The sequence below is a fragment of the uncultured Sphingomonas sp. genome (assembly GCF_964235535.1).
In the GTDB taxonomy this organism is placed as follows: Bacteria; Pseudomonadota; Alphaproteobacteria; order Sphingomonadales; family Sphingomonadaceae; genus Sphingomonas.
The window spans coordinates 30,101-52,484 of sequence record NZ_CAXSBH010000014.1; the positions used below are offsets into that span (position 1 = coordinate 30,101).

Annotated in this window: 20 protein-coding genes, 1 tRNA gene and 1 pseudogene; 11 read left to right on the plus strand and 11 right to left on the minus strand. The window is 67.7% G+C overall.

Features of this window, described 5'->3' with window-relative positions; genetic code table 11:
* Positions 1–93 precede the first annotated feature (93 nt).
* Entirely contained in the window at positions 94–3,465 is a 3,372-nt protein-coding gene (locus ACFE7F_RS06575; protein ID WP_375403050.1) for an amidohydrolase family protein, read from the minus strand.
* Between the two features lie 112 nt (positions 3,466–3,577).
* Between ACFE7F_RS06575 and ACFE7F_RS06580 the strand changes: the two genes are divergently transcribed.
* Genes ACFE7F_RS06580 through ACFE7F_RS06595 form a run of 4 tightly spaced genes read left to right on the plus strand, consistent with a single transcriptional unit; the run spans position 3,578 to position 5,903 of the window.
* Positions 3,578–4,312: an alpha/beta hydrolase gene (locus ACFE7F_RS06580; RefSeq protein WP_375403051.1), complete on the plus strand. Its 735-nt coding sequence runs from the start codon at positions 3,578–3,580 to the stop codon at positions 4,310–4,312.
* Positions 4,309–4,743 carry a VOC family protein gene (locus ACFE7F_RS06585; protein WP_375403052.1) on the plus strand — a complete coding sequence of 145 codons (435 nt, stop codon included), beginning with the start codon at positions 4,309–4,311 and terminating at the stop codon, positions 4,741–4,743. The genes ACFE7F_RS06580 and ACFE7F_RS06585 overlap by 4 nt, the downstream gene beginning before the upstream one ends.
* Positions 4,743–5,474, plus strand: a complete 732-nt coding sequence (gloB, locus tag ACFE7F_RS06590; RefSeq protein ID WP_375403053.1) for a hydroxyacylglutathione hydrolase — start codon at positions 4,743–4,745, stop codon at positions 5,472–5,474. The genes ACFE7F_RS06585 and gloB overlap by 1 nt, the downstream gene beginning before the upstream one ends.
* Positions 5,475–5,489: 15 nt before the next feature.
* Entirely contained in the window at positions 5,490–5,903 is a 414-nt protein-coding gene (locus tag ACFE7F_RS06595) for a hypothetical protein (RefSeq protein WP_375403054.1), read from the plus strand.
* Here ACFE7F_RS06595 and hslU read toward each other — a convergent pair.
* From hslU to ACFE7F_RS06630, 7 genes and pseudogenes are all read right to left on the minus strand, one after another.
* Entirely contained in the window at positions 5,900–7,201 is a 1,302-nt protein-coding gene (gene hslU / locus ACFE7F_RS06600) for an ATP-dependent protease ATPase subunit HslU (RefSeq protein ID WP_375403055.1), read from the minus strand. The genes ACFE7F_RS06595 and hslU overlap by 4 nt on opposite strands.
* Positions 7,202–7,355: 154 nt before the next feature.
* Positions 7,356–7,919, minus strand: a complete 564-nt coding sequence (gene hslV, locus ACFE7F_RS06605; RefSeq protein WP_375403056.1) for an ATP-dependent protease subunit HslV — start codon at positions 7,917–7,919, stop codon at positions 7,356–7,358.
* Between the two features lie 40 nt (positions 7,920–7,959).
* Complete coding sequence (locus tag ACFE7F_RS06610) at positions 7,960–8,835, minus strand: alpha/beta hydrolase (protein ID WP_375403057.1); 876 nt, start codon at positions 8,833–8,835, stop codon at positions 7,960–7,962.
* A pseudogene (locus ACFE7F_RS06615) lies at positions 8,832–9,074 on the minus strand (3TM-type holin); the annotation flags it as partial. The gene ACFE7F_RS06610 and the pseudogene ACFE7F_RS06615, both read right to left, overlap by 4 nt.
* Before the next feature lie 132 nt (positions 9,075–9,206).
* Positions 9,207–9,746 carry a glycoside hydrolase family 108 protein gene (locus ACFE7F_RS06620; protein ID WP_375403058.1) on the minus strand — a complete coding sequence of 180 codons (540 nt, stop codon included), beginning with the start codon at positions 9,744–9,746 and terminating at the stop codon, positions 9,207–9,209.
* A 413-nt stretch (positions 9,747–10,159) separates the two neighbouring features.
* Positions 10,160–10,236 (minus strand) — tRNA-Pro (locus ACFE7F_RS06625).
* 184 nt (positions 10,237–10,420) lie between these two features.
* Positions 10,421–10,729 carry a putative quinol monooxygenase gene (locus ACFE7F_RS06630; RefSeq protein WP_375403059.1) on the minus strand — a complete coding sequence of 103 codons (309 nt, stop codon included), beginning with the start codon at positions 10,727–10,729 and terminating at the stop codon, positions 10,421–10,423.
* A 109-nt stretch (positions 10,730–10,838) separates the two neighbouring features.
* Here ACFE7F_RS06630 and yajC point away from each other — a divergent pair, with 109 nt between their 5' ends.
* From yajC to ACFE7F_RS06650, 4 genes are read left to right on the plus strand one after another with little or no spacing between them, the layout of a single operon-like run.
* Entirely contained in the window at positions 10,839–11,174 is a 336-nt protein-coding gene (gene yajC, locus ACFE7F_RS06635) for a preprotein translocase subunit YajC (RefSeq protein WP_375403060.1), read from the plus strand.
* Entirely contained in the window at positions 11,174–12,772 is a 1,599-nt protein-coding gene (secD, locus tag ACFE7F_RS06640) for a protein translocase subunit SecD (RefSeq protein WP_375403061.1), read from the plus strand. Before yajC ends, secD begins: the two co-directional genes overlap by 1 nt.
* Positions 12,773–12,780: 8 nt before the next feature.
* Entirely contained in the window at positions 12,781–13,758 is a 978-nt protein-coding gene (gene secF, locus ACFE7F_RS06645) for a protein translocase subunit SecF (RefSeq protein ID WP_375403062.1), read from the plus strand.
* Complete coding sequence (locus ACFE7F_RS06650; protein ID WP_375403063.1) at positions 13,758–14,126, plus strand: Mth938-like domain-containing protein; 369 nt, start codon at positions 13,758–13,760, stop codon at positions 14,124–14,126. The genes secF and ACFE7F_RS06650 overlap by 1 nt, the downstream gene beginning before the upstream one ends.
* On the opposite strand, the gene ACFE7F_RS06655 is transcribed toward ACFE7F_RS06650, so the two are convergent.
* Both ACFE7F_RS06655 and ACFE7F_RS06660 read right to left on the minus strand, forming a co-directional pair.
* Complete coding sequence (locus ACFE7F_RS06655) at positions 14,111–15,274, minus strand: glycosyltransferase (RefSeq protein WP_375403064.1); 1,164 nt, start codon at positions 15,272–15,274, stop codon at positions 14,111–14,113. The genes ACFE7F_RS06650 and ACFE7F_RS06655 overlap by 16 nt on opposite strands.
* An 18-nt stretch (positions 15,275–15,292) precedes the next feature.
* The gene (locus ACFE7F_RS06660; RefSeq protein ID WP_375403065.1) at positions 15,293–16,282 is read right to left on the minus strand and encodes a response regulator; all 990 of its coding nucleotides are present in this window, start codon (positions 16,280–16,282) and stop codon (positions 15,293–15,295) included.
* Positions 16,283–16,884: 602 nt separating this feature from the next.
* On the opposite strand from ACFE7F_RS06660, the gene ACFE7F_RS06665 reads away from it, so the two are divergent.
* Positions 16,885–18,405 (plus strand): hypothetical protein, encoded by a 1,521-nt coding sequence (locus ACFE7F_RS06665; RefSeq protein WP_375403066.1) that lies wholly within the window; start codon positions 16,885–16,887, stop codon positions 18,403–18,405.
* Between the two features lie 174 nt (positions 18,406–18,579).
* Here ACFE7F_RS06665 and ACFE7F_RS06670 read toward each other — a convergent pair whose 3' ends face one another.
* Entirely contained in the window at positions 18,580–19,404 is an 825-nt protein-coding gene (locus ACFE7F_RS06670) for a class I mannose-6-phosphate isomerase (RefSeq protein ID WP_375403067.1), read from the minus strand.
* Positions 19,405–19,496: 92 nt separating this feature from the next.
* On the opposite strand from ACFE7F_RS06670, the gene ACFE7F_RS06675 reads away from it, so the two are divergent.
* Together ACFE7F_RS06675 and recN are read left to right on the plus strand one after the other, a co-directional pair.
* Positions 19,497–20,465, plus strand: coding sequence for an outer membrane protein assembly factor BamD (locus tag ACFE7F_RS06675; RefSeq protein ID WP_375403068.1), 969 nt, complete (start codon positions 19,497–19,499; stop codon positions 20,463–20,465).
* Positions 20,466–20,723: 258 nt separating this feature from the next.
* Positions 20,724–22,382: a DNA repair protein RecN gene (gene recN / locus ACFE7F_RS06680; protein WP_375403069.1), complete on the plus strand. Its 1,659-nt coding sequence runs from the start codon at positions 20,724–20,726 to the stop codon at positions 22,380–22,382.
* Positions 22,383–22,384 lie beyond the last annotated feature (2 nt).

Below are 22,384 nucleotides of genomic sequence, written 5' to 3' on the forward strand. Positions count from 1 at the left end.
CTCTCCACCCCAGCATGCCGGTCCTGTTCCCCACCACGTATCGGTAGCGGAACCGAGCGCAACGGGCGATGAACGCGACCGGCTTGGTGGACGTCAGTTCGCCGCCCGCTCCCACCAATAGGCGGGCCGCTTCGCCGTTCCCGTCGCGACCTCGTTCATCGTCGTCGCGTCGTACAGCCGCCCGCCGAGCATCACCCGGCTCACCTTGTCGCTGTTGCGGATGTCCGCCGTCGGATCGGCATCGAGCACGACGAGGTCGGCGAGTTTGCCTACCTCCAACGACCCGATATCACGCGCCATGCCCAGCGACCGCGCGGGCACGATCGTTCCCGCCTGGAGCGCCTGCACGGGCGTCATTCCGCCTCGCACGAAGCTGCCGAGCTCCCAATGCGCGCCGATCCCTGCTTGTTGCCCATGCGCGCCGATCGACACCAGTACGCCGCGATCCGCCATCCGCTTGGCCTCGCGCGCGTTGTCGTCGTCGACGAAGTTCGATGCGGGCGCGGTGGTCCGCCGCGCCATGGCGGCGTTGAGTTGGGCGGGCGGCGTATGCGCGCGGAGCAGCGGGTGCCCCGTCCAGTCGACCGCCTGCCGCCAGTAAGGATCGCCCGCCAGCCCGCCGTACGACACGACCAGAGTCGGCGTGTAGTTGACGTTGGTTTGGCTCCAAAACTGGATCACGTCGTCGTAGAACCGCTCGAGCGGGACATTGTGCTCCAGCGTCGAGTTGCCGTCGGCGATCAGGTTCATGTCCATGCCGTAGAGCGAGCCGCCCTCCGCCACGACCTGCATCCCCTCGCGCCGGGCCGCCTCGACCACCTGCTGGCGCTGCTCGCGGCGCGGCTGGTTGTAGTTCTTGACCGAGTTCGCCCCTTGCGCCTTCAACCGCCGCACATGCGCCAGCGCGTCGTCGAGGCTGTTGATCTCGGCATAGACGTTCGCCGCCTTCGCCCCGTAGACGATCTCGCCCGTCGAAAAGATGCGGGGCGCCAGGATCAGGCCCGCGCGCTGCATCTCCTTGGCCGCGAATACCTCGCTCGACCGGTTGGACGGGTCGTGCAGCGTGGTGGTGCCGAGCGCCAGGTTCTGGATCATCGACCAGTTCGCCTGCGGCACGATCTCGTCCTCGCCAGCCGGGCCGTGCGCGTGCGCGTCGATCAGCCCGGGAATGATCGTCTTGCCCGCGACATCGACCACGGTCGCTCCGGCCGGAACCGGCGTCGAGGCGCGCGGGCCTACAGCGATGATGCGGTCGTCGCGGACGATCACCACGCCATCGGCGACGATCCCGCCATCGTCGGCCGACATCGTCACCAGCTTGGCCCCGACCAGCGCGACCGTGCCTCGCGGGCGGGCGGCAGCCATATCCATCGACAGCGACACGCCCGATCGCGGCGGCACGAAGGCGGGCGCGTTCTTGGCGCGCGGCGCGTCGGCGAACAACGCCGCGCGGTCGACGGTGTAGACCGTCGGCCCCAGGCTCCAATGCAGCCGCGCGCCCTGGTTCGACCAATGGATGTAATCCGCCCCGCCCGCGCTGACCTTGGTCACGGGCAGCGACTTGGCCTTGGGCTCCAGCTCGACCGCTTGGCCGCCGGGCATCAGCGGCACGACGAACGCCTCGTAATTCTGCCGGAAAGCGACGAACTGGCCGTCGGGCGAGACCTCGTAATCGTTGGTCAGCTCGCCCGTCGCGTGGACGCGCTTGGCCTCGCCGGACAGATCGGTGCTGACCAGCTGGCGCGTCGACTTCCCGTCCTTGCGCTCGTCGGCGATCATGAAAAGCCGTTCGCCGCCCGCCCCGAACTGCGGCGAGGCCATCTCGCGCGCCACCCGGACGGGCGCGCCGCCCGCCGCCGCCACACGGTACACGCCCGGGTCCTCCGACCAGCGCGGCGAGGTCAGCCCCTCGCTTCCGCGCCGCTCGAACACGATCGTCCGACCGTCCGGCGAGAAGCGCGGCCGAGCATAGTGCCCCGGCGTGGTCGTCACGTCGCGCGCGGTCCCGCCCCCGCTGCCCACGCTGCGGATGCGACCGAGCCCGGTGTCGGTCCAGGCAACGAACGCGATCGTCTTCCCGTCGCGTGACCAGGCCGGGAACAGCTCCATGCCGTCGCCGTCACCCGTCCGCGTCAACCGCCGCGGCGTCCCGCCCGCCATCGGCTTGGTCCACAGCTTGCCCAGCGACTCGAACACGACCTGCCGCCCGTCGGGCGACACCGACGCGAAGCGCGGCATGGCGGTGGCGAAGCGATCGGGCGACACCTGGATCTGCGGATGCGGCGCGGCAATCACGCCCCGGCTGTCGTCAACTCGAAACGGAATTTCCCGACCGTTCGTCCCGTCGGCGTCGACCCGCCTGATCTTGCCGCCCGCCCAGAACAGCACCGACCGGTTGTCGGGCGTCCACGCCATGTTCGGGTAGACACCGGTAACCGCCCAGGTCTCCTGCACGTCCTGATCCAGCGCGTCGTAGATCTTGCGCTCCTCCCCGGAGGCCAGGTCCTTGACGTACAGCTTCGACCGCGTCGCCTCGCGCCGGACGAATGCGATGCGCTTGCCGTCCGGCGACGGCGTCGGGCGGACCGAGCCGCCCTCGCCCGACACCGCGGTCGTCGTCTCGCCCGTGTCGAGGTCGTATCGCTCGATATGAAACAGGTCGGTGTTCGAATCTTGCGCGTATTCGAAGATCGGGCCGGGCGTGACGTTCTTGGTGTAGAAGACCGACTTGCCATCGGCGGCGTAGACGGGCTCGCCCAATTCCTTCTGGTGCGTCTCGCTCGGCCGTTTGACGAGCATGACGCCCGATCCGCCCGAGACGTGGTACATCCACACCTCGCCCGTGCCGAGCGAGCGGCCGGTGGTGAAGTGCTTCTTGGCGACGAGGAAGCGGCCGTCCGGGCTCCAGCTCGGCTGGTTCAGGAGGCGGAACTCCTCGGTTGTGACCTGCCGCTTGTCCGAGCCATCACGGTTCATGATCCAGATATTGTCCCCGCCGCCCCGGTCGGAGGTGAAGGCGATCCGCCTGCCGTCGGGCGAGAAGCGCGGCTGCACCTCCCACGCCAACCCGTCGGCGATCCGCGTCGGCGTGCCCCCCGCGATCGGCGTCGTGTACAGGTCGCCGAGCATCGAGAACGCGATCGTTCGCCCGTCGCGGCTGACGTCGAGGTCCATCCAACTGCCCTCGGCGGTGCGGATCGGCACCTGCCGCACCGTCGCGCCTGGGGGCGCGTTGACGTTCCAGGCAGCGGGCGTGGGCAATGGCGCGGGCACCGGGGTCGTCGCGGCAGCCGGGGTCGGCGAGGCCGCCGGAGGCGCCTGCCCGTCGGGACGGACGACCTGATCCTCGGGCGCCTGCGTTTCCTCGACGGGCCGGGGCAGTTGCTGCTGCGGCGCGACCTGCGCTCCTACCTGATGCGCGGCGAGCGCGATTAGCGAAACGAGCGCGACGGTGCGGTGCTTCATGGATGTCCTTTTATGTTTCGCCGTCCGCTATCGCCGGGCCGACCCGCTTTCGCAACGGGTGACGGAGCGCCGCCCTTCCCTCGCCCCCGCCCGCGCCGCTATGGCCAACGTGATGACGGAAGCCCGCCCCCGCCTCGCGCATCATCTAACCGAGGGTGTCGGGCCGACGATCCTCTTCCTTCCCGGCTACGCATCGGACATGGCCGGCTCGAAGGCGCTCGCGCTCGAAGGGTGGGCGCGCGCGAACGGCCGCGGCTTCCTCCGCTTCGATTACAGCGGCTGCGGCCGGAGCGAGGGCCCGTTCGACGACCGGACCCTGGCCGACTGGCGCGACGACGCGTTGTCGATGATCGACTCGGTCGCGACCGGGCCGGTGGTGCTGGTCGGGTCGTCGATGGGCGGGTGGCTGATGCTGCTCGCCGCGATTGCCAGGCCTGACCGGGTGGTGGGGCTCGTCGGCGTCGCCCCCGCCCCCGACTTTACCGACTGGGGGTTTTCGACCGACGAGAAGATGCGCCTGCTCCAGCACGGGCAAATCGAACGCCCCAACCCTTACGGCCCGGAGCCGACCGTCTACACCCGCGCCTTCTGGCAATCCGGCGAGGCGAACCGCGTCATGTTCGGCGAGATCGCGATCGACGTGCCCGTCCGCCTACTCCAGGGCCAGCGCGATCCCGACGTGCCGTGGGTCCGCACCGCCCAGCTCGCGACGATGCTGAAGTCGAACGACGTGCGTTGCGTGCTGGTCAAGGACGGCGACCACCGCCTGTCGCGCGACGCCGATATCGCGCTCCTGATCGACGCGACCCAGGACGTGATCCGAACCACCGAGGGAGCAACCCGATGATCTACCTCCACACCATGATCCGCGTCAGCGACCCCGACGCGACGATCCGCTTCTTCGAGCTGCTGGGACTGAAGGAGGTCCGGCGCATGGAGAATGAGCAGGGCCGCTTCACCCTCATCTTCCTCGCCACGCCCGAGGACATGAACGCCCCCGGCGAGCGCGCCCGCGCCGAGGTCGAGCTGACCCATAACTGGGACGCTGAGGAGTATGCGGGCGGTCGCAATTTCGGTCATCTCGCCTACCGTGTCGAGAACATCTACGAGACCTGCCGGCGGCTGATGGACGGTGGCGTGACGATCAATCGCCCGCCGCGCGACGGTCACATGGCGTTCGTGAAAACGCCCGACGGCATCTCGGTCGAGCTGCTCCAGCAGGGCCGGCTCGAGCCCGCCGAGCCCTGGGCGTCGATGCCCAATACGGGCAGCTGGTGATGGCGGGGCTGGAGGTCGTCCGCATCCCCGTGCTGAGCGACAACTATGCCTGGCTGGTCCATGATCCCGCATCCGGCGAGACGCTGGCGATCGATCCGGGCGAGGCCGCGCCGATGCTCGACGCCGCTGCGGCGCGGGGCTGGCGTATCGGGCAGGTGTGGGTCACCCATTGGCATCCCGATCATGTCGCGGGCATCCCGGACATCAAGGCCGGGGGCGCGGTCGTGACCGGTCCGGCGGCGGAGGCGGCGCGCATCCCGACGCTCGACCGGACGGTCGGGGAGGCCGACGTGGTCACGCTGGGCGAGCACCGGGCCACGGTGATCGAGACGCCAGGCCATACGCTCGGTCATGTCGTTTTCCACTTCGCCGAGGCCGGGTTGCTGTTCAGCGGCGACACGTTGTTCGCCATGGGATGCGGGCGGCTGTTCGAGGGGACGCCCGAACAGATGTTCGGCAGCATGCGCCGATTGGCCGAACTGCCGGGGGAGACGGCCGTGTATTGCGGGCATGAATATACCCAGTCGAACGGCCGCTACGCGCTCACGGTCGAGCCGGAGAACGCCGAACTGGTCGCCCGCATGGCGCAGGTCGACGCACTCCGCGCCGGGGGCGAGCCGACGGTGCCGACCACGATCGCGCTGGAGCTCGCGACCAACCCGTTCATGCGTGCGCCGTCGGCGGCGGCGCTGGGCGAGCGGCGGGCGGAGAAGGACCGTTTTCGCAGCTAGGCGCGTTATAGGTTGATGCGCATCCTCCCGGTCCTCCTCCTGCCGCTCGCCGCCTGTTCCACTACCCCGCAGGAGGCCGAGCAGGCGGCGGCGGCCGAGCTCCGGACGCAAGAGGCGCTCGCCGTCGAGCTTGCCGGGCTGGTGCCGGGCGAGCCGACCGCCTGCCTTCCCGAACCTGCCCGCGTGCAGGTGTCGAGCAAGGGCTACGGCTCGACGCTCGTGTACCGCGTTTCCAACTCGGTCAAATACCGCAATGACATGAACGGCAGCTGCCCCGGCGCGGGCCGGGACGACATCCTGGTCACGCGGACGACGCAGTCGCGGTCGTGCCGGGGCGACATCGTCCAGACGATCGACCGGGGCTCGCGCTTCCCGACGGGCGCCTGCTCGTTCGGCGACTTCATCCCCTACCGCCGCCCCGCCCGTTAGAGCACGAACCGGCTGAGGTCGGTATTGCGGGCGATGCTCGCGAGCTGCCCCTCGACATAGGCCGTGTCGATCACGAGCGATTGGCCGTTGCGGTTCTCCGCGTCGAAGCTGACCTCCTCCAGCAGCTTCTCCATCACCGTCTGCAGCCGCCGCGCGCCGATATTCTCGATCTGGCCGTTCACCTCGGCGGCGATGCGCGCGACCGCGCGAATGCCGTCCTCGGTGAAGTCGATCGTCACGCCCTCCGTCGCGATCAGCGCCTTATACTGAACGAGCAGCGACGCCTTGGTGTCGGACAGGATCGCGACGAAATCCTCCTCGGTCAGCCCTTTCAGCTCGACGCGGATCGGCAGGCGGCCCTGGAGCTCGGGGAGAAGGTCGCTCGGCTTGGCGACGTGGAACGCTCCCGACGCGATGAACAGGATATGGTCCGTCTTCATCGGGCCGTATTTGGTCGCGACGGTCGTCCCCTCGATCAACGGCAGCAGGTCGCGCTGGACGCCCTCGCGGCTGACGGAACCGCCGCCGCGCTGTTCGGACATGGCGATCTTGTCGATCTCGTCGAGGAACACGATCCCGTTCGCTTCCGCGTCAGCGAGCGCCAGACGGCTGACCTCGTCCTGATCCAGACGCTTGTCGCCTTCCTCGTCGACCAGCTTGTCCCAGGCCGCGCGTACCGTCAGCTTGCGGCGCTTGAGCTGGTTGCCCCCGAACGCCTTGCCCATTATCTCGCCGAGATTGATCATCCCCATCTGCTGACCGCCGGGCAGCTCGAAGGGCATTTGCGGGGTCTGCTCCAGCTCGATCTCGATCTCGGTCGCATCCAGATGGCCGTCGCGGAAGCGTTGCTCGAACGCGGCGCGCGTCGCCTCGCTGGCGCCCTTGCCGGTCAGCGCGTCGAGGAGACGCGTCAGCGCGGACGCCTCCGCCTTGTCCTTGACGGCAGCGCGGCGGCGCTCCTTCTCCAGCCGGATCGCCTCCTCGACCAGGTCGCGGGCGATCTGCTCGACGTCGCGGCCGACATAGCCGACCTCGGTGAACTTGGTCGCCTCGACCTTCACGAACGGCGCGTCGGCAAGCTTGGCGAGGCGGCGGCTGATCTCGGTCTTGCCGCAGCCGGTAGGTCCGATCATCAGGATGTTCTTGGGCGTGACCTCGTCGCGCAACTCGCCGGTGAGCTGCTGCCGTCGCCAACGATTGCGCAGCGCGACGGCGACCGCGCGCTTGGCGTCTCCTTGCCCGATGATGTGCGCGTCGAGCGCGGCGACGATCGCCTTGGGGGTGAGCTGGTCGTTCATTCTTCTTCCTAAAACCCTCTCCCGCTTTCGCGGGAGAGGGACAGGCGCGAAGCGCCAGGGTGAGGGCCGGACCAGCGTGAGCAAGGAAGAAGGTCCCTCACCCGACCTCGCTGCGCTCGGCCACCCTCTCCCGCGAAGGCGGGAGAGGGGTAGGTCAGGCGGCGTCCAGCGCCTCCACGGTGAGGCGGTCGTTGGTGTAGACGCAGACCTCGGCGGCTATGCCCATCGCCTTGCGCGCGATCGTCTCGGCGTCGGACTCGTACGCATCGATGGCGCGGGCGGCGGCGAGCGCGAAATTGCCGCCCGACCCGATCGCCGCGATCCCGCCCTCGGGCTCCAGCACATCGCCGTTGCCCGTCAGGATCAGCGTCACCTCGCGGTCGGCGACGATCATCATCGCCTCCAAATTGCGGAGATACTTGTCGGTCCGCCAATCCTTGGCGAGCTCGACCGCGGCGCGCATCAGCTTGCCCTGATGGCGCTCTAGCTTGGCCTCAAGCCGTTCGAACAGCGTGAACGCATCGGCGGTCGCGCCCGCGAAGCCGCCGATCACCTTGGCGTTTTCGCCCAGTGTGCGGACCTTGCGCGCGTTGGGCTTCATGATCGTCTGGCCGGCCGAGACCTGGCCGTCGCCGGCGATGACCACCCGGCCGCCCTTGCGGACCGAGCAGATGGTGGTGCCGTGCCAGACAGGCGCGGCGGTGTGATCGGAACTCATGAGCCGCGATGTAGGATGCGCCCGGGGCGGCGCAACGGCGTCACCGGCTATGCTCGCGCAGGTAGGCGGCGCTATCGGCGAGCGTCGGGACGCGGCCGCGCAACGGCCGTGCGAGGCTGATGACCAGGTCGGCATGGCCCCGGCCGGGATAGAGCTTGAGCGTCGGCGACGCGCCCGCCGCAAGGAGCCGGGCGGCCAACGCCTCGCTTTGGCGCGGGCGGACGGTGGTGTCGGTCGTACCGTGGGCGAGCCAGAGCGGCGGCGCGTCGGCCCGTGCATAGGTGATCGGTTGCGTCTCGGCCGGGCGCGACCACGCGCCGAACGCCGCGCGGCTGCGCGCGTCGTCGAGGGGCAGGAAGTCGTATGGTCCGGCTAAAAGCGCGCCCGCTCGGATGAAGCCGGGTTCCACGCCGACGCCGCGCAGCCAGCGCGGATCGAGCGCGAGCAGCGCGGCGATGTGCGCGCCCGCCGAATGGCCCGCGACCGTGACGCGCGCGGGGTCGCCGCCATAGCGGGCGATATTGTCCCGCACCCAGCGCAGCGACGCCGCGCCGTCCTCGACGAAAATGGGAAACCGCACCTTGGGGACGAGCCGGTAGTCGGGCACGACCGCGACGAAGCCCTCGCCCGCATAGGCGCGGCCCGCGAAGGCGTACCCCCCACGCGAGCCCGCCGACCATGCGCCGCCATAGAAGAACACCACCACGGGGCGCTTGGCATCGCCCGACCCGCGCGGCGCATAGACGTCGAGGCGTTGGCGGGGATCGTCGCCATACGGCACCGCCGACGCGACCCGTACGGGGCCACCAAGAGGCCGGACCGCGCCGTCCAGGTTGCTGAGCGCGGCGGGGCCGCAACCGGCGAGCGTCGCCAACAGCCCGGCCAGGAGGGCACGGCGGTTCATGCGGGTCTTCAACGCTCCAATCCCTTCGCCTTACCCCAGCTCCGCGCGAGCGTGTAGCCGAGATAACCGGTGCCGAAGAGCGCGTAGAGCGGTTCGGGGATAGCGCCAAGGTAAGCCGCGGTGGCGCGCGCGACCGCCTCGGCCGCGGACGGGCTGACCGCCGCCAGCAGGCCGACGGGAATGGCCCAGAGCAGCAACGCATACATGACGTAGAGGAAGCCCGGCCGCGCGCGGCAGGTCCAGGGATCGGCGGTGAATGTGGGAGCATGCTCTCCGGTAAGATGTTGGTTTTCCAATGAACGATCCTCAACAAGTTGACACTGGTTGACGCGTGCACGCGTGTTCAACTTAGCGATGTCGAACAGCGCCGCCGTCCCCTTCGACTATCCGAGCCGGTTCGCGAGCCAGCCATACAGGAAGGCTTCGTTCGCCGGGCGTCGCTCGGCGAGCGTCAGGTAGCGTTCGCCCTGGAGCGCCTCGACCGCCTTCAACAGCACCTGCTCGCCGCCCCGCCCGCGACGGAGCGCGAAGGCGTCGAGCGCGGCGAGCGTGGTCGGGCCGACCTGCCCGTCGACGCGAAGATCGGGAAAGTCGCTGGCACCCCGGTTGAGCGCGTTGAGCGCGCGCTGGAGGAACGCGGTGGCGGTCGCGGGTCCCATGTTGGCGGCGGTATCGAACAGCTCGGCCGCGACCAGCGGCGCGCGCGCGGCGACGCGGTCGTAAGCAGGGCGGAACCAGTAGAGGCGGCGGTAGATGTCGGCGGCGGTGTCGCGCGGAAGCGCGCGCATCGGGCCAGAATAGCCCTCGGCGCGGGCGACCGCCTCGGTGACGCCCCAACAGGTCGCGCCGCCCCGGTCGGCGGGGTGGTGGACATAGCCGCCCTCGCGGTCGATGAGGTCGTCGATCAGGTCGTTCAGGTTCATGGTCGTGCTCCGGTTCGGTGAGAACGGAGGGTGAACATGAGTCGGAGGTTGTAGGACAGGGCAAAATGCAAGATCGCAAGCGAGCTTGCGATCTCCCGAGCATTTTGCCCGGCCGGCGTCGTGCCAACGACGTCCGACGGCGCGGCTTCGCCGCGACGGGGCTTGTCGAACGGGACGCCCGACAGTCCCATATCCCCCTCCCCGGCGAAGGCCGGGGTCCAGCCGGTGTACGCTCGCGGACGTCGAGAGGCTGGGCCCCGGCCTTCGCCGGGGAAGCGGCCGGGATGGGCGGCTCGGTTGGAGAGAGTTGGCGGCCTTGGGCAGGCATGGGCAAAGCCCATGCCGTCGGTCGCGGCTTCAGCCGCGCCGGCCGGTCGAGCGCAAGATGGCGAAGCCATCTTGCTGGCTCGACTTGGTCGGGGCGACAGGATTCGAACCTGCGACCCCCACACCCCCAGTGTGATGCGCTACCAGGCTGCGCTACGCCCCGACCGAACCCGGGCGGATACGCGCGCGTCGGCGGTCATGCAAGAGTGGAGGCGATTGTCGTCGCCCCAAAGCCGTCACTCCGGACTTGGTCCGAGGTCCATCGCCCACGCATTCCCTCAGCTTGCCGGGATGCGCGCACCGATGGATGCCGGAACAAGTCCGGCATGACGAGGGACGGAGTGACCCTATCCCCCGATCAACGTGCGCCAGTGCTCGGCTTGCCAGCCCTCGACGCGGACGTCCTGGACGCCGTGCGCCTGGAGCGCGCGGCCGAAGGCCTTTTGATGCGGCAGCTCGCCGTGCGCCGCGATCGCCTCGGGGCTCGCCCAGCTTTCGCAGATGCGGACCAGGTCCGGATCGCTCACGTCGAAGGCGAAGGAGTAGAACTCGCATCCCTCCTCCGCGTTACAGTCCGCCATGTGCTTGGCGAGCAGCGAGCGGGCCTTTTCACCCTCGCCCGCGCCCAGCTTAATATGTCCGGTCACCAAGATCATCGCCGTCCTCCCCGTTATTCCCGCGCCGTTGCGCGCGCGCCGTGCCGGTGATAGCGGGCAGCGCTTAATCGGGCGATGTTTTTCCCCCGGCCCTTTCACCGGACGAGTCATGTTCATCACACCCGCTTACGCCCAGATCGCCGGTGCGGCCGACCCGGGCGGCCTCGGTTCGATCCTCGGCCTGATGCCGCTCATCCTCGTCTTCATCGTGTTCTATTTCCTGATGATCCGGCCGCAGCAGAAGCGCGTGAAGGCGCTCCAGACCGCCGTCGCCGCCGTGAAAAAGGGCGATCAGGTCGTGACCGCCGGCGGGATCGTCGGGCGCGTGACGCGCGTCGAGGACGCGCATGTCGAGGTGGAGATCGCGCCGAACACGCGCGTGCGCGTCGTCAAGGCGACCTTGACCGACATAGTGGGGCCGAACGCGAAGCCGGCGAACGATTGATGCTCGACTTCACCCGCTGGAAGGCCCTGCTGACAGGCGGGGTGCTGGCGCTGTTGTGCCTGCTCGCGGTGCCGAGCTTCGTGCCCGAGCGCTATCTGGGCAGCTGGGCCGAGCGACTGCCGCGGATCAATCTGGGGCTCGATCTGGCGGGCGGCAGCTACCTGCTGCTCGAAGCCGATACGCGAGACCTGGCGAACACGCGGCTGGAGGCGTTGCGCGATCAGGTCCAGACGGAGATGCGCCGCCAGCGCCCACGCATCGACGTGGGCGACATCTCGACGCGCGGCGGGGCGATCTCGTTCATGCTGCGCGATCCGACCCAGGTCGACGCGGCGCGCGAGCGGCTGCTGGGGATCACCGGCTCCGGCGCGGGGATGACGGGACAGCGCGAATACGACATCTCGGTCGTCGACCAGAGCCGCTTCGTGATCCGGCCGACCAGCGCGGGGCTGGCGCAGGCGGTCGATCAGGCGATGGGCGACGCGACCGACGTGGTGCGGCGGCGCATCGACGAACTCGGCACGCGCGAACCGACGATCGTGCGCCAGGGCGCCAGCCGCATCGTCGTGCAGGTGCCCGGCCTCCAGGATCCGCAGGCGCTCAAGGATCTGCTCGGCCGGACCGCGCGGCTGGAATTCAAGCTGGTTGACGAGACCGCGAACCCTGCCGAACTGGCGCAGGGCCGCGCGCCGGTGGGAAGCCAGGTGCTGGCCTATCCCGGCAATCCGATTGGGGCGCCGGTCATCGCGGTCAAGCGGTCGACGATCCTGACCGGCGACCGGCTCATCGACGCGCGCCAGGGATTCGATCCGCGCGACAATTCGCCCGACGTTTCGATCTCGTTCGACAACGAGGGCGGCCGCCGCTTCGCGCGCGTGACGCAGGCGAACGTGGGCAAGCCGTTCGCGATCATCGTCGACAACCAGGTGATCTCCGCGCCCAACATCAACGAGCCGATCCTGGGCGGCAACGCGTCGATCTCCGGCTCCTTCACCGTCGAGAGCGCGAACCAGCTCGCCATCGCGCTGCGGTCGGGCAAGCTGCCCGTCGCCTTGAAGGTGGTCGAGGAGCGGACGGTCGGCCCCGATCTGGGGCAGGATTCGATCAACAAGGGCGCGATCGCGGGATTGATCGCGACCGCGCTGGTGATCGGGTACATGCTGCTCACCTATGGGCGCTTCGGCGTGTACGCGACGGCGGCGCTCGTCCTGAACATCCTGATGATCCTGGGCGCGATGGCGTTGTTCAACGCCACCCTGACGCTGCCGGGGATTGCCGGGTTCGTGCTGACGATCGGCGCGGCGGTGGACGCCAACGTCCTGATCAACGAGCGCATCCGCGAGGAGCAGCGGCGCGGGCGGTCGATCATCCAGTCGGTCGAGCTCGGCTACAGGGAGGCGAGCCGCGCGATCTTCGACGCCAACGTGACCAACGTGATCGCGGCCGTCATCATGTTCTTCTTCGGATCCGGGCCGATCCGCGGGTTCGCCGTGGTGCTGACGATCGGTATCGTGACGTCGGTCTTCTCCGCCGTTACCGTCACCCGGCTGATGGTGGCCGGTTGGCTGAAGACGCGCCCGCGCGAACTGGTGATCTGAGGTATCCGATGCGTCCCCTGAAACTGATCCCCGACGACACCAACATCGACTTCCTGCGCTGGCGGATGCTGGCGATGGGCGTGTCGGTCCTGCTCATCATCGCGTCGATCGCCTTGGTAGCCACGCGCGGGCTGAACCTGGGCGTCGATTTCGTGGGCGGCCAAGTGGTCCGCGTGACGCTGCCCGGGCCGGTGCCGGTGGAGCAGGTGCGCACGCGGGTGGACGCGCTGGGCCTAGGCGACGCGGCGGTGCAGCAGTTCGGGTCGCCGCGCGACGTGTCGATCCGGCTGCCGCTGCCCGCGACCGGCGGCGAGGAGGCGGCCAACGCCGCCGCCGACCGGGTACGCGCGGCGCTGACGCGCGCGTTCCCCGGCGCGAAGATCGCATCGGTCGACACGGTGTCGGGCAAGGTATCGGGCGAGCTGTTCTCGAAGGGCGCCTGGGCGCTCGCGCTCGCGATGCTCGGCGTCTCGCTTTATATATGGCTCCGGTTCGAATGGCAGTTCGGCGTGGGCGCGCTGTTCTCGCTGTTCCACGACGTGGCGCTGACGCTGGGCTTCTTCTCGCTCACCTGGCTCGAGTTCGACCTCAACATCGTCGCCGCGATCCTGACCATCATCGGCTATTCGCTGAACGACACGATCGTCGTCTACGACCGGGTGCGCGAGAACCTGCGTAAATACCGCCGGATGGAGATCATCCCGCTCCTGAATTTAGCGACCAACGAAACGCTGTCGCGCACCATCGTCACGTCCTTGTCGCTGATCATGGCGCTGACGGCTTTGGTCGTGTTGGGGCCGGCGGTGATCTTCGGCTTTTCGCTCGCCATGCTGCTCGGCATCGTCATCGGCACCTATTCGTCGATCTACATCGCCAACCCGATCCTGATCTGGACGGGGGTAACCGGCGCGACCTTCGTGGCGGACAAGGCCGCGACGGGTCTCGCCGCAGGGGCGGAGCGCGTCGGGCCGCGTCCGAAAGCCTGATGCACGTAGAGCGGAACGCCGCCTCTCCCGGGCCGATCGTGGCCGGTTTCGGCCCGCGCGGCTTTCGGGTGGGCGAGGAGCATCACCGCGCGCTGCTGCTGACCGTGGCGCAGGTGGTCGCCTGGACGCCCCCGCCCCTCGCCGAGCTGCGCGCCGACGCGCTGGCGATGTTGGTCGAGAGCGGGCCGGAGTTCATCCTGCTCGGCACCGGCGCGTCGCTGGAGCGACCCGCGCCCGCGCTCACGCGCGAACTGGAGGCGGCTGGGATCGGTTTGGAGGCGATGGACAGCCGCGCCGCCGCGCGCGCCTGGGGCGTGCTGCGCGGCGAGGGTCGGCGGATCGCGGCGGCGCTTTACCCTCTCGACTGAACGAGCTCGGCGAGGTGCGCGCGTAAGCTCAGCGCGTTCGCCTCCCAGGTGAAGCGCGCGGCATGGGCCCGAACCGCGTCGGGCACGGGCGGGTCGGCGAGCAGATCGGCAATCGCGCCCGCGAATGCGGCGGGATCGCGCGCGGCGATGCGACCCGCGTCGGGCGCGGTCACCACCTCGCGCGCGCCGCCCGCTCCCGTGATCACGATCGGCACGCCGCAGGCCAGCGCCTCGACCCAGGCGTTGGCTAGCCCTTCGGAGGCGGATGCGAGCGCCATGACGTCGGCGGCGGCGAGCAGGTCGGGGAGGTCGTCGTGCGGGACCGAGCCGAGCAGCCGAACCCGGTCGCTAACCCCGAGCCGGCGGATCAGCGCCTCCAGCCGGGATTGCTCGGGGCCCTCCCCCGCAATTCGGAGCGAGACGCCGGGCGACGCCGCCACCGCTTGGATGACGAGATCGTGCCCCTTGCGCGGGATCAGCGCCCCTGTCGCGACGACCAGCGGCCCGTTGACGCCGAGCGCGGCCTTGGCGGCGGCGCGGTCGACTGGGACGAAGCGGTCCTGGTCGACCCCGGTATAGTGGACGCGGATGCGTGTCGCCGGCATCCCCAGCGCGACCATGTCGTCCCGCATCGCCGCGGACACCGCGAGCAGCCCATCCGCCCCGCGTCCGGCGGTCAGCACTTGAGCGGCAGTCTCTGGGCTCCGCCCCCAATGATGGATATCCGCGCCGCGGGCTTTGATCGACACCGGCACCCCATATCGCCGCCCGAGCGCCACCGCCGCCACCCCGTCGGGAAAGAAGAAGGATGCGTCGATCACGTCGAACGCCCCCCGCAACGGGTCGAGCACGGGCGTTACCGCGCGGACGAGCGCGCGAGCATGGAACCGCCCGCCGGTGAGCGGCAGCGCGAGAAAGCGCGGTCGATGCACATCGAGCCCTCGCCAATTTTCGCGCCCGGGCAAGCCCACGAGCGGGGCCTGGCGAAAACGCGCGATCGGCCCGGGCGCGAGACCGACCGGCGCGACCACCGTCACTTCCGTATCGGGCAACCGCGCGAGCCCGCGCACCTGCCGCTCGACGAACACGCCGAAGTTGGGTCGGCTCCGGTCAGGGAACAACGTGGAGAGGGTGAGGACACGGAGCATCGTATTGCGCCCAGTCGGTCATGTCGCTGGCACAGGCCGGTGCTCGATCATCGCCGACACGATCTCGGCCATGCCGGCCAGCTGACGTAAGACCCCGGCGGAAGCCGTCCGGGGCTTGACGTCGATCAGGCATAACGCGCCGATGCGGGTTCCGTCACTCGCAATTACGGGGTGGCCGACATAGCTTCGGATCTGCGGAGCTCCCGTGACGAGCGGATTGGCCGCAAACCGGCTGTCTTCCGCAGCGTTGGCGACCACGAACGTCCCACCCTGACTGATGGTGTAGTTGCAGAACGCCTGCTCTCTGGGAGTGCTTTCCACCTCGATCCCCTCGCCCGACTTTATCCATTGCGTGTCCTTGTCGATGAAGGTCAACAAACAGACGGGAAAAGCGGTGGATGCGGCGAGGTGCTTGGTCACCAGATCGAACTGCCGTTCGCGTTCGGCGTTGTCGAGTTGCGTGCGCCCCAGAATGTCGAGCCGGTGCTCCTCGTCCAGCGGCACGGGATAGCCGAAATGGACAAGCGCGGTTTCGACGGAGATCGGCACCGCCTTTTCAGGCTTGGGATTACTCCCCATCGCGGCGATCTGACGTTTACGGGCCAGCTGGAACGCGTCGTAAGCCGAAGCGACCTTATTGAAGAACGACTCCGGGTCTTCCGCAAGTTCGCGCTTGCTCAGGCATGCGGACGCACCGAATTTCTGCAGCTTCGTAGTCAGAAGGATGTTTTTAGCCGTTTGATCCGATACCGTGATCGCGCACGTGCTGGACGGCTGACCGATCAACTCCAGCAGCCCTATCCCGTCGATATAGGGCATGCATAGATCGATGGTCGCGATGTCCGGCCTTAGTAGCGTGATCATCTCGGCGCCGGAGCGGGCGTCGCCGGCGACGCCGACGACGTTGAAGCCGGGTCGATCGCTGAAAGCGTTCTCTAAAACGGCCTGCATCGTTCGTGAATCGTCAACGATCACGACCCGCTTTTTAGTCTGCGGCACTACGTCCATCATCAACCCTAGCACTCAACAAATTCGCGTCGACGGGCAGATAGTTGGGCCGGCGAGCGCGACGATATCGAAGTACGAAAATCATATTGATCAATAATGAAGGCTCCAGCAGCGCGGAACCTATTCCCCTGCCGAGGTCATGAATCCCGTCATGGTGACGGATTGGTCGAGAGTGATGACTCGACGTTCGCTTAGGGTCGACAGGGACATCGTCGAAAACGGCCGTCCCCTACGGCAGCACGACGTCGCGGACCGCCGATCAGCGTTCGAAGACGGATTTCGGCCCTTCGACCAGCACGGTGCGGCCGTCCTCCGCCGGGGCGGGCGTGGCGATCGGGCGCTAAGGCTCACGGTGCGCGACCGCGACGCCGTCTTCCAGATACAGCTCGCGGTCGCTGCCCTACACATACAGGCAGAAGCTGGATGCCGAAACCCGCTTGATCGCAACCGATGCTCCAGATCGAGAATAGTTCATTGGACGCTGCGGATCACAGTGAGACGGACAGTTGCAGTTGCATTTACGACGCGGTACGCGGCTGCTGTTATAGTGTTCAAGTTGCGACGAAGGGTGGACGTGTAGTGTCGGCAGGGGGCTCGCTATAATGAATAAATATAAGATTATTATGGATCGACAAGCGTGGACAGCAAGTCTGAGACGGAGTCCTTACGTTAATGGGATCCTAACTGCATTATTATTAATGATGTTTGGATTATGGAACGGAGGAGAAATACTATATCCTGACACTATCGAGTATCTAAAACGTCCGGCCAACCTATTCGCCAAAACAATGCCAGCGATCTTTGATAATGACTTCAGTCGTGACTTCGATCCCACAATCGGAAAGTATGCGACTGAAATACCTAGCGAGCCGGTAAAGGATCAAGTACATCGCCCTGAACGAATTTTAGCGGGGCGGTCGCCCTACTGGGGAACATACGCTTACCTGGTATACAGTATGAGCGGCTTCTTTGGAATAATGGCTGCAAGCGCATTGATGCTTGGTATATCGATTTCCTTCGCTTGGTCTCGTGGATTCGGGCTAAATTTCGGAGTGGCATATTATACGCTCGCCATTATTCTCTCGACGTGCACGTCAGCCGGCGTCTTCGTCGCTTTTATAACGCCAGATATCCTCGCCCCCATAATGATCCTTTCATTCGGCCTGCTTCTTTCATGTTGGAGAAAGCTGACTTTATTGGATCGGATAATCTTTTGCGGGATGGCCAGCTTGGCGACCGTAAGCCATGATAGTCACCTCGCGGTCGCCATGGTCATCATCGCCTTGTACGTCGCAGCACACGTTTTCGCGCGCAAGCGCGTCGGGGACCTTCGCCTGACGACAAGCGCTCTGCCGCCCGTGATTGGGATCTCGGCCGCGATGCTGTTATCTCATGTGGCCATCGTACAGACGGGTCGACCGCTGGCCCGCTTTCCGTTCATCATGGCGCACCTGTCCGACCTACCTGCCGGAAACGCCTTCCTTGCGGAGGCATGCCCGGACGCCGATTACGAGATTTGTAATCACCTGCCGCAGCTCAGCCGAGGAACGTGGATCGAATTTCTCTTTGCTCCTCGATCCGAAGGTGGTGTCTTCATGGCGTCATCGGAACCCGTGCGGGATTTGATCGTGAAGGAGCAGGGACGAGTGCTTCTGGATGCGCTGCAAGCTCGGCCGCTCGAAATCGGCGGTGGACTGGTGCAGGATGCTGTACGCCAGTTCTTCGTGTTCGACTTATCCGAGTTGACGCCCTCCGATCGAATGGTCGACATTCAAGGATCGTTTCGAGACGACATCATCGATCATTTCCGTCGGACACGCATCGTACAGCACCCTGACTGGTTTCGTACTTACGACAGAATACAATCGGTGGTGGCATTTGGTGCAATCGGTCTCTTTACAATTATTGTTTGGAAGTACCGTCGGCAACTTGTCGAACGTGATCGAGCTTTAGGCGAGTTTATTTTAATAATCGTGGTCGGAGTGAGCGCGAACGCTGTCATCTGCGGGTTAGCCACTCCTTCCCTCGGCCGCTTCCAGGCTAGAGTGGTGTTCTTGCTCGTGTTTGTTGCTTTTGGATTATTCATAAAAACAAGAGATCGTGCCTGGAGAACGTTGTCATAGTTATTAGAGTGGATTCGTGCCCTCTGTATTAAGGAGGATCCACATAGCCACAATTCTCGATCCGGACTCCATGTCGGATCGAGACGACCGTTGTCGGCGTGATCCCGGTGAACTTTCGCGTTATGCCGGGAACCGCTGCCCCTTCTCGTCATGCCGCTCACCGGTTCACGCAACTCATCGAACCCGGCTCGTCCCCGGATAGGCGAACAGCAGGTCGGCCCCCTTCCCCGCCGTCACCCGCTCCGCTCCGGTCACCGTCACGCACTCGCCCTCGTGGAAGGGCACGCCCGCGACCTCGCCCGCGCCCTTGACGGGCACCAGCCAGCCGGTCGTGCCTTCCGGCAGAGCCACCTCGCGGCCCGCCGACCAGCGTTCGAGGACGAATTTCGGTCCCTCGACCAGCACGGTGCGGCCGTCCTCCGCCGGGGCGGGCGCGGCGATCGGGCGGTACGGCTCGCGCTTGGCGACCGCGACGCCGTCGTCCCGATGCAGCTCGCGGTCGCTGCCATAGTCATACAGCCGGTAAGTGGTCTCGGAGTTCTGCTGGATCTCGATCACCGTCAGCCCGCCGCCGATCGCGTGGATCGTGCCGGACGCGCAGTAATAGAAGTCGCCCGCCTCGACCGGCTGCCAGTGGAGCAGCTCCTCGATCGATCCGTCCCGCGCCGCCGTCCGCAGCTCGTCCTCGCTGACTTCCCGCTTGGTGCCGAGCGCGATCACCGCGCCGGGTTCGGCGGTCAGCACCGTCCAGCATTCGTCCTTGCCGCGCGGCAGGCCGCGAGCGTGCGCCTGCTCGTCGTCGGGATGGACCTGGACCGATAGCTTCTCGCCCGTGAACAGGTACTTGATCAGCAGGTCGGGGGTCGTGTCGCCTGGCTGCTGAAACCATACCTCGCCCACCGGCTCCGCCCCCGCGGCGGGATCGGGAAAGCCGGGGAACAGCTGGTGGCGACCCCAGGGCTTGTCGACGCGGTGGGTCTGGAGCTTGACGGCGGGCATGGGCGAAACTCCGATCGGTGAGCCCCGTCTTCTACATCGCCCGGTCGCGCAGGGCTAGAACGGGTACGCGCCGTCGGCTAGAGGCTGACCGTATGCGTATCACCCAGTCCAAACTTGTCCTGCTCGCCCTGTCGGCGGCCGCCGCCCTGCCCGTCGCCGGTTGCGCCGGCACCCGCGCCAAGGGCGATACGCCCTATATCGCGCGCGATGTCGGCACGCTCTATTCCGCCGCACGGGGGCGGCTCGACCGCAAGCAGTATAAGGACGCGGCGGTGCTGTTCGACGAGGTCGAGCGCCAGCATCCCTATTCGGTCTGGGCCAGGCGGGCGCAGCTCATGAGCGCGTTCTCCTATTACCTCAACACCGACTATACCGAGTCGATCCAGTCGGCGCAGCGCTTCCTGTCGGTCCATCCCGGCAACCGCGACGCGCCCTACGCCTACTACCTGATCGCGCTGTGCTATTACGAGCAGATCAGCGACGTGACACGCGACCAGAAGATCACGCGCCAGGCGCTCGACGCGCTGGGCGAGTTGTCGCGCCGCTACCCGAACACGCGCTATGCGTCCGACGCGCGGCTGAAGGTCGATCTCGTCAACGACCATCTCGCGGGCAAGGAGATGGAGGTCGGGCGCTTCTACCAGACGCGTCGCCAGTGGCTCGCCTCGACGCTCCGCTTCCGCAAGGTGATCGACGATTATCAGCAGACGACGCACACGCCCGAGGCGCTGATGCGGCTGACCGAGGCGTATCTGGCGCTCGGCGTCCGCGCGGAGGCGCAAAAGTCGGCGGCCGTGCTCGGGCGCAACTATCCGGGTACCGACTGGTATCAGCGCGCCTACAAGCTGGTCGGCGACAACCCGGCCGTGGCGATCGCGCCGGTCGCGCCGGGCATGCAGGTCATCGCGCCGGGCGCGCCCGCGACGCAGGGCAACAGCGCGCCGACGGGCGAGGCGAGCGGCGGCGCTCCGGCGGCGGCCGGTCCGACGCGGCCCGGAACGGTAGGCCCGAGCGGCGGGTCGACCACGACCACACCGGGCGGCGTGACGCCGGGAAGCTGATCCTTCTAACCCTCTCCCGCCTTTGCGGGAGAGGGACAGGCGCGTGAGCGCCAGGGTGAGGGGCGGACCTCTCCAGGAAGTGCCCTCACCCGACCTCGCTACGCTCGGCCACCAGTGTCGGGTAGACAGCGCCCCGCGCTGTTTAGGTCATGCCGGGGGCATGACCGACCCGACACTCCCGCGAAAGCGGGAGAGGGAAAGGAGGTGGTGGGACAAAAGGGGATCACTTCCGCCGCCCAAGCGTCTACACGGGCGTAGATGCTGACCGGGATCTCCATTCGCGACGTGGTGCTGATCGAGGCGCTGGACCTAGAGTTCGGCAACGGCCTCGACGTGCTGACGGGCGAGACGGGCGCGGGCAAGTCGATCCTGCTCGACGCGCTGGGGCTGGCGCTGGGTGCACGCGGCGATAGCGGGCTGGTCCGGCACGGCGCGCCGCAGGCGGTGGTGACCGCGACCTTCGACCCGCCCACGCCGGCGCTCACGGCGATGCTCGACGAGAACGGCGTGGAGGTCGAGCCGGGCGAGCCGTTGCTGATCCGGCGCGTGGTCAAGGCGGACGGCGGCAGCCGCGGCTTCGTCAACAACCAGCCCGCCTCGGCCGGGCTGCTGCGCGACCTCGCGCCGCTGCTCGTCGAGATCCACGGGCAGCATGACGATCGCGGACTGCTCAACCCGCGCGGGCACCGCTCGCTCCTCGACCTGTTCGGACGCGTGGAAATCGCGGAGACGGCGCGCGCGTGGGAACGGGTGCGCGCGGGCGAGGCGGCGCTGGCGGCGGCGCGCGCGGAAATCGACACGGCCGCGCGCGACCGCGAATGGCTGGAACACGCGGTCGGCGAGTTGGCGACGCTCCGACCCGAGCCGGGCGAGGAGGAAGCGCTGGCCGACAAGCGCCGCGGCATGCAGCGCGCCGAAAAGATCGCGGCCGAGCTGTCGACGATCGAGGAATGCCTGGAAGGGTCGACGGGCGGGCTCTCCTGCCTGCGCCAGGCGGCGCGGGTGCTGGAGCGGGTCGCGGAGGATCACGAGGCTCTCGGCGAGGCGCTGGCGGCGGTCGATCGCGCGGTGATCGAGGCGGCGGTGGCGGAGGAGCGCTTGCGTGAGGCGCGCGTCGCGTTGGCCTACGACCCGCGCGAGCTGGAGGCGGACGAGGCGCGGCTGTTCGAGCTTCGCGCGATGGCGCGCAAGCACCGGGTGCAGCCCGACGAGCTTGCCGCGCTGCACGAGCGGCTGAGCGGACAGCTGGATCGATTGGAGCAGGGCGAACAGGGCATCGGCGCGCTGGAGGTGGTCCTCGCGACCGCCCGAGCGGACTACGACAAGGCGGCGGACGCGCTCACCAAGCGGCGGACCGCGGCGGCCAAGGCTCTCGACAAGGCGGTGGCGGGCGAGCTTGCGCCATTGAAGCTGGACGCCGCGCGGTTCCGGACGGCGGTGGCCGCGACCCCGCCCGACGGATGGAGCGCGGCGGGCAAGGATCGGATCGAGTTCGAGATTGCGACCAACCCCGGCGCGCCGTTCGGGGCACTGACCAAGATCGCGTCGGGAGGTGAGCTGTCGCGCTTTATCCTGGCGCTGAAGGTCGCGCTGGCGGAGAAGGGCGGCGCGGCCACCATGATCTTCGACGAGATCGACCGGGGCGTCGGCGGCGCGGTGGCGTCGGCGATCGGCGAGCGGCTCGCGCGGCTGGCGGAGACCACACAGCTGCTGGTGGTGACGCACAGCCCCCAGGTCGCGGCGCGAGGGGCGCGGCATTTCCTGATCGCCAAATCGAGCCAGGGCACCGTGACGCGCACCGGCGTCCGCGCGCTGGCCGAGGCCGAACGCCGCGAGGAGATCGCGCGCATGCTGTCGGGCGCGACCGTCACCGACGAGGCTCGCGCGCAGGCCGGACGCTTGCTGGAGACGGCGTGATC

Bases quoted from the DNA above. Each gene is read 5' to 3' on its own strand.
- ACFE7F_RS06575 (WP_375403050.1), bottom strand. From the start codon at position 3,465: ATGAAGCACCGCACCGTCGCGCTCGTTTCGCTAATCGCGCTCGCCGCG.
- ACFE7F_RS06580 (WP_375403051.1), top strand. From the start codon at position 3,578: ATGACGGAAGCCCGCCCCCGCCTCGCGCATCATCTAACCGAGGGTGTC.
- ACFE7F_RS06585 (WP_375403052.1), top strand. From the start codon at position 4,309: ATGATCTACCTCCACACCATGATCCGCGTCAGCGACCCCGACGCGACG.
- gloB (WP_375403053.1), top strand. From the start codon at position 4,743: ATGGCGGGGCTGGAGGTCGTCCGCATCCCCGTGCTGAGCGACAACTAT.
- ACFE7F_RS06595 (WP_375403054.1), top strand. From the start codon at position 5,490: ATGCGCATCCTCCCGGTCCTCCTCCTGCCGCTCGCCGCCTGTTCCACT.
- hslU (WP_375403055.1), bottom strand. From the start codon at position 7,201: ATGAACGACCAGCTCACCCCCAAGGCGATCGTCGCCGCGCTCGACGCG.
- hslV (WP_375403056.1), bottom strand. From the start codon at position 7,919: ATGAGTTCCGATCACACCGCCGCGCCTGTCTGGCACGGCACCACCATC.
- ACFE7F_RS06620 (WP_375403058.1), bottom strand. From the start codon at position 9,746: ATGAACCTGAACGACCTGATCGACGACCTCATCGACCGCGAGGGCGGC.
- ACFE7F_RS06630 (WP_375403059.1), bottom strand. From the start codon at position 10,729: ATGATCTTGGTGACCGGACATATTAAGCTGGGCGCGGGCGAGGGTGAA.
- yajC (WP_375403060.1), top strand. From the start codon at position 10,839: ATGTTCATCACACCCGCTTACGCCCAGATCGCCGGTGCGGCCGACCCG.
- secD (WP_375403061.1), top strand. From the start codon at position 11,174: ATGCTCGACTTCACCCGCTGGAAGGCCCTGCTGACAGGCGGGGTGCTG.
- secF (WP_375403062.1), top strand. From the start codon at position 12,781: ATGCGTCCCCTGAAACTGATCCCCGACGACACCAACATCGACTTCCTG.
- ACFE7F_RS06650 (WP_375403063.1), top strand. From the start codon at position 13,758: ATGCACGTAGAGCGGAACGCCGCCTCTCCCGGGCCGATCGTGGCCGGT.
- ACFE7F_RS06655 (WP_375403064.1), bottom strand. From the start codon at position 15,274: ATGCTCCGTGTCCTCACCCTCTCCACGTTGTTCCCTGACCGGAGCCGA.
- ACFE7F_RS06660 (WP_375403065.1), bottom strand. From the start codon at position 16,282: ATGGACGTAGTGCCGCAGACTAAAAAGCGGGTCGTGATCGTTGACGAT.
- ACFE7F_RS06665 (WP_375403066.1), top strand. From the start codon at position 16,885: ATGAATAAATATAAGATTATTATGGATCGACAAGCGTGGACAGCAAGT.
- ACFE7F_RS06670 (WP_375403067.1), bottom strand. From the start codon at position 19,404: ATGCCCGCCGTCAAGCTCCAGACCCACCGCGTCGACAAGCCCTGGGGT.
- ACFE7F_RS06675 (WP_375403068.1), top strand. From the start codon at position 19,497: ATGCGTATCACCCAGTCCAAACTTGTCCTGCTCGCCCTGTCGGCGGCC.
- recN (WP_375403069.1), top strand. From the start codon at position 20,724: ATGCTGACCGGGATCTCCATTCGCGACGTGGTGCTGATCGAGGCGCTG.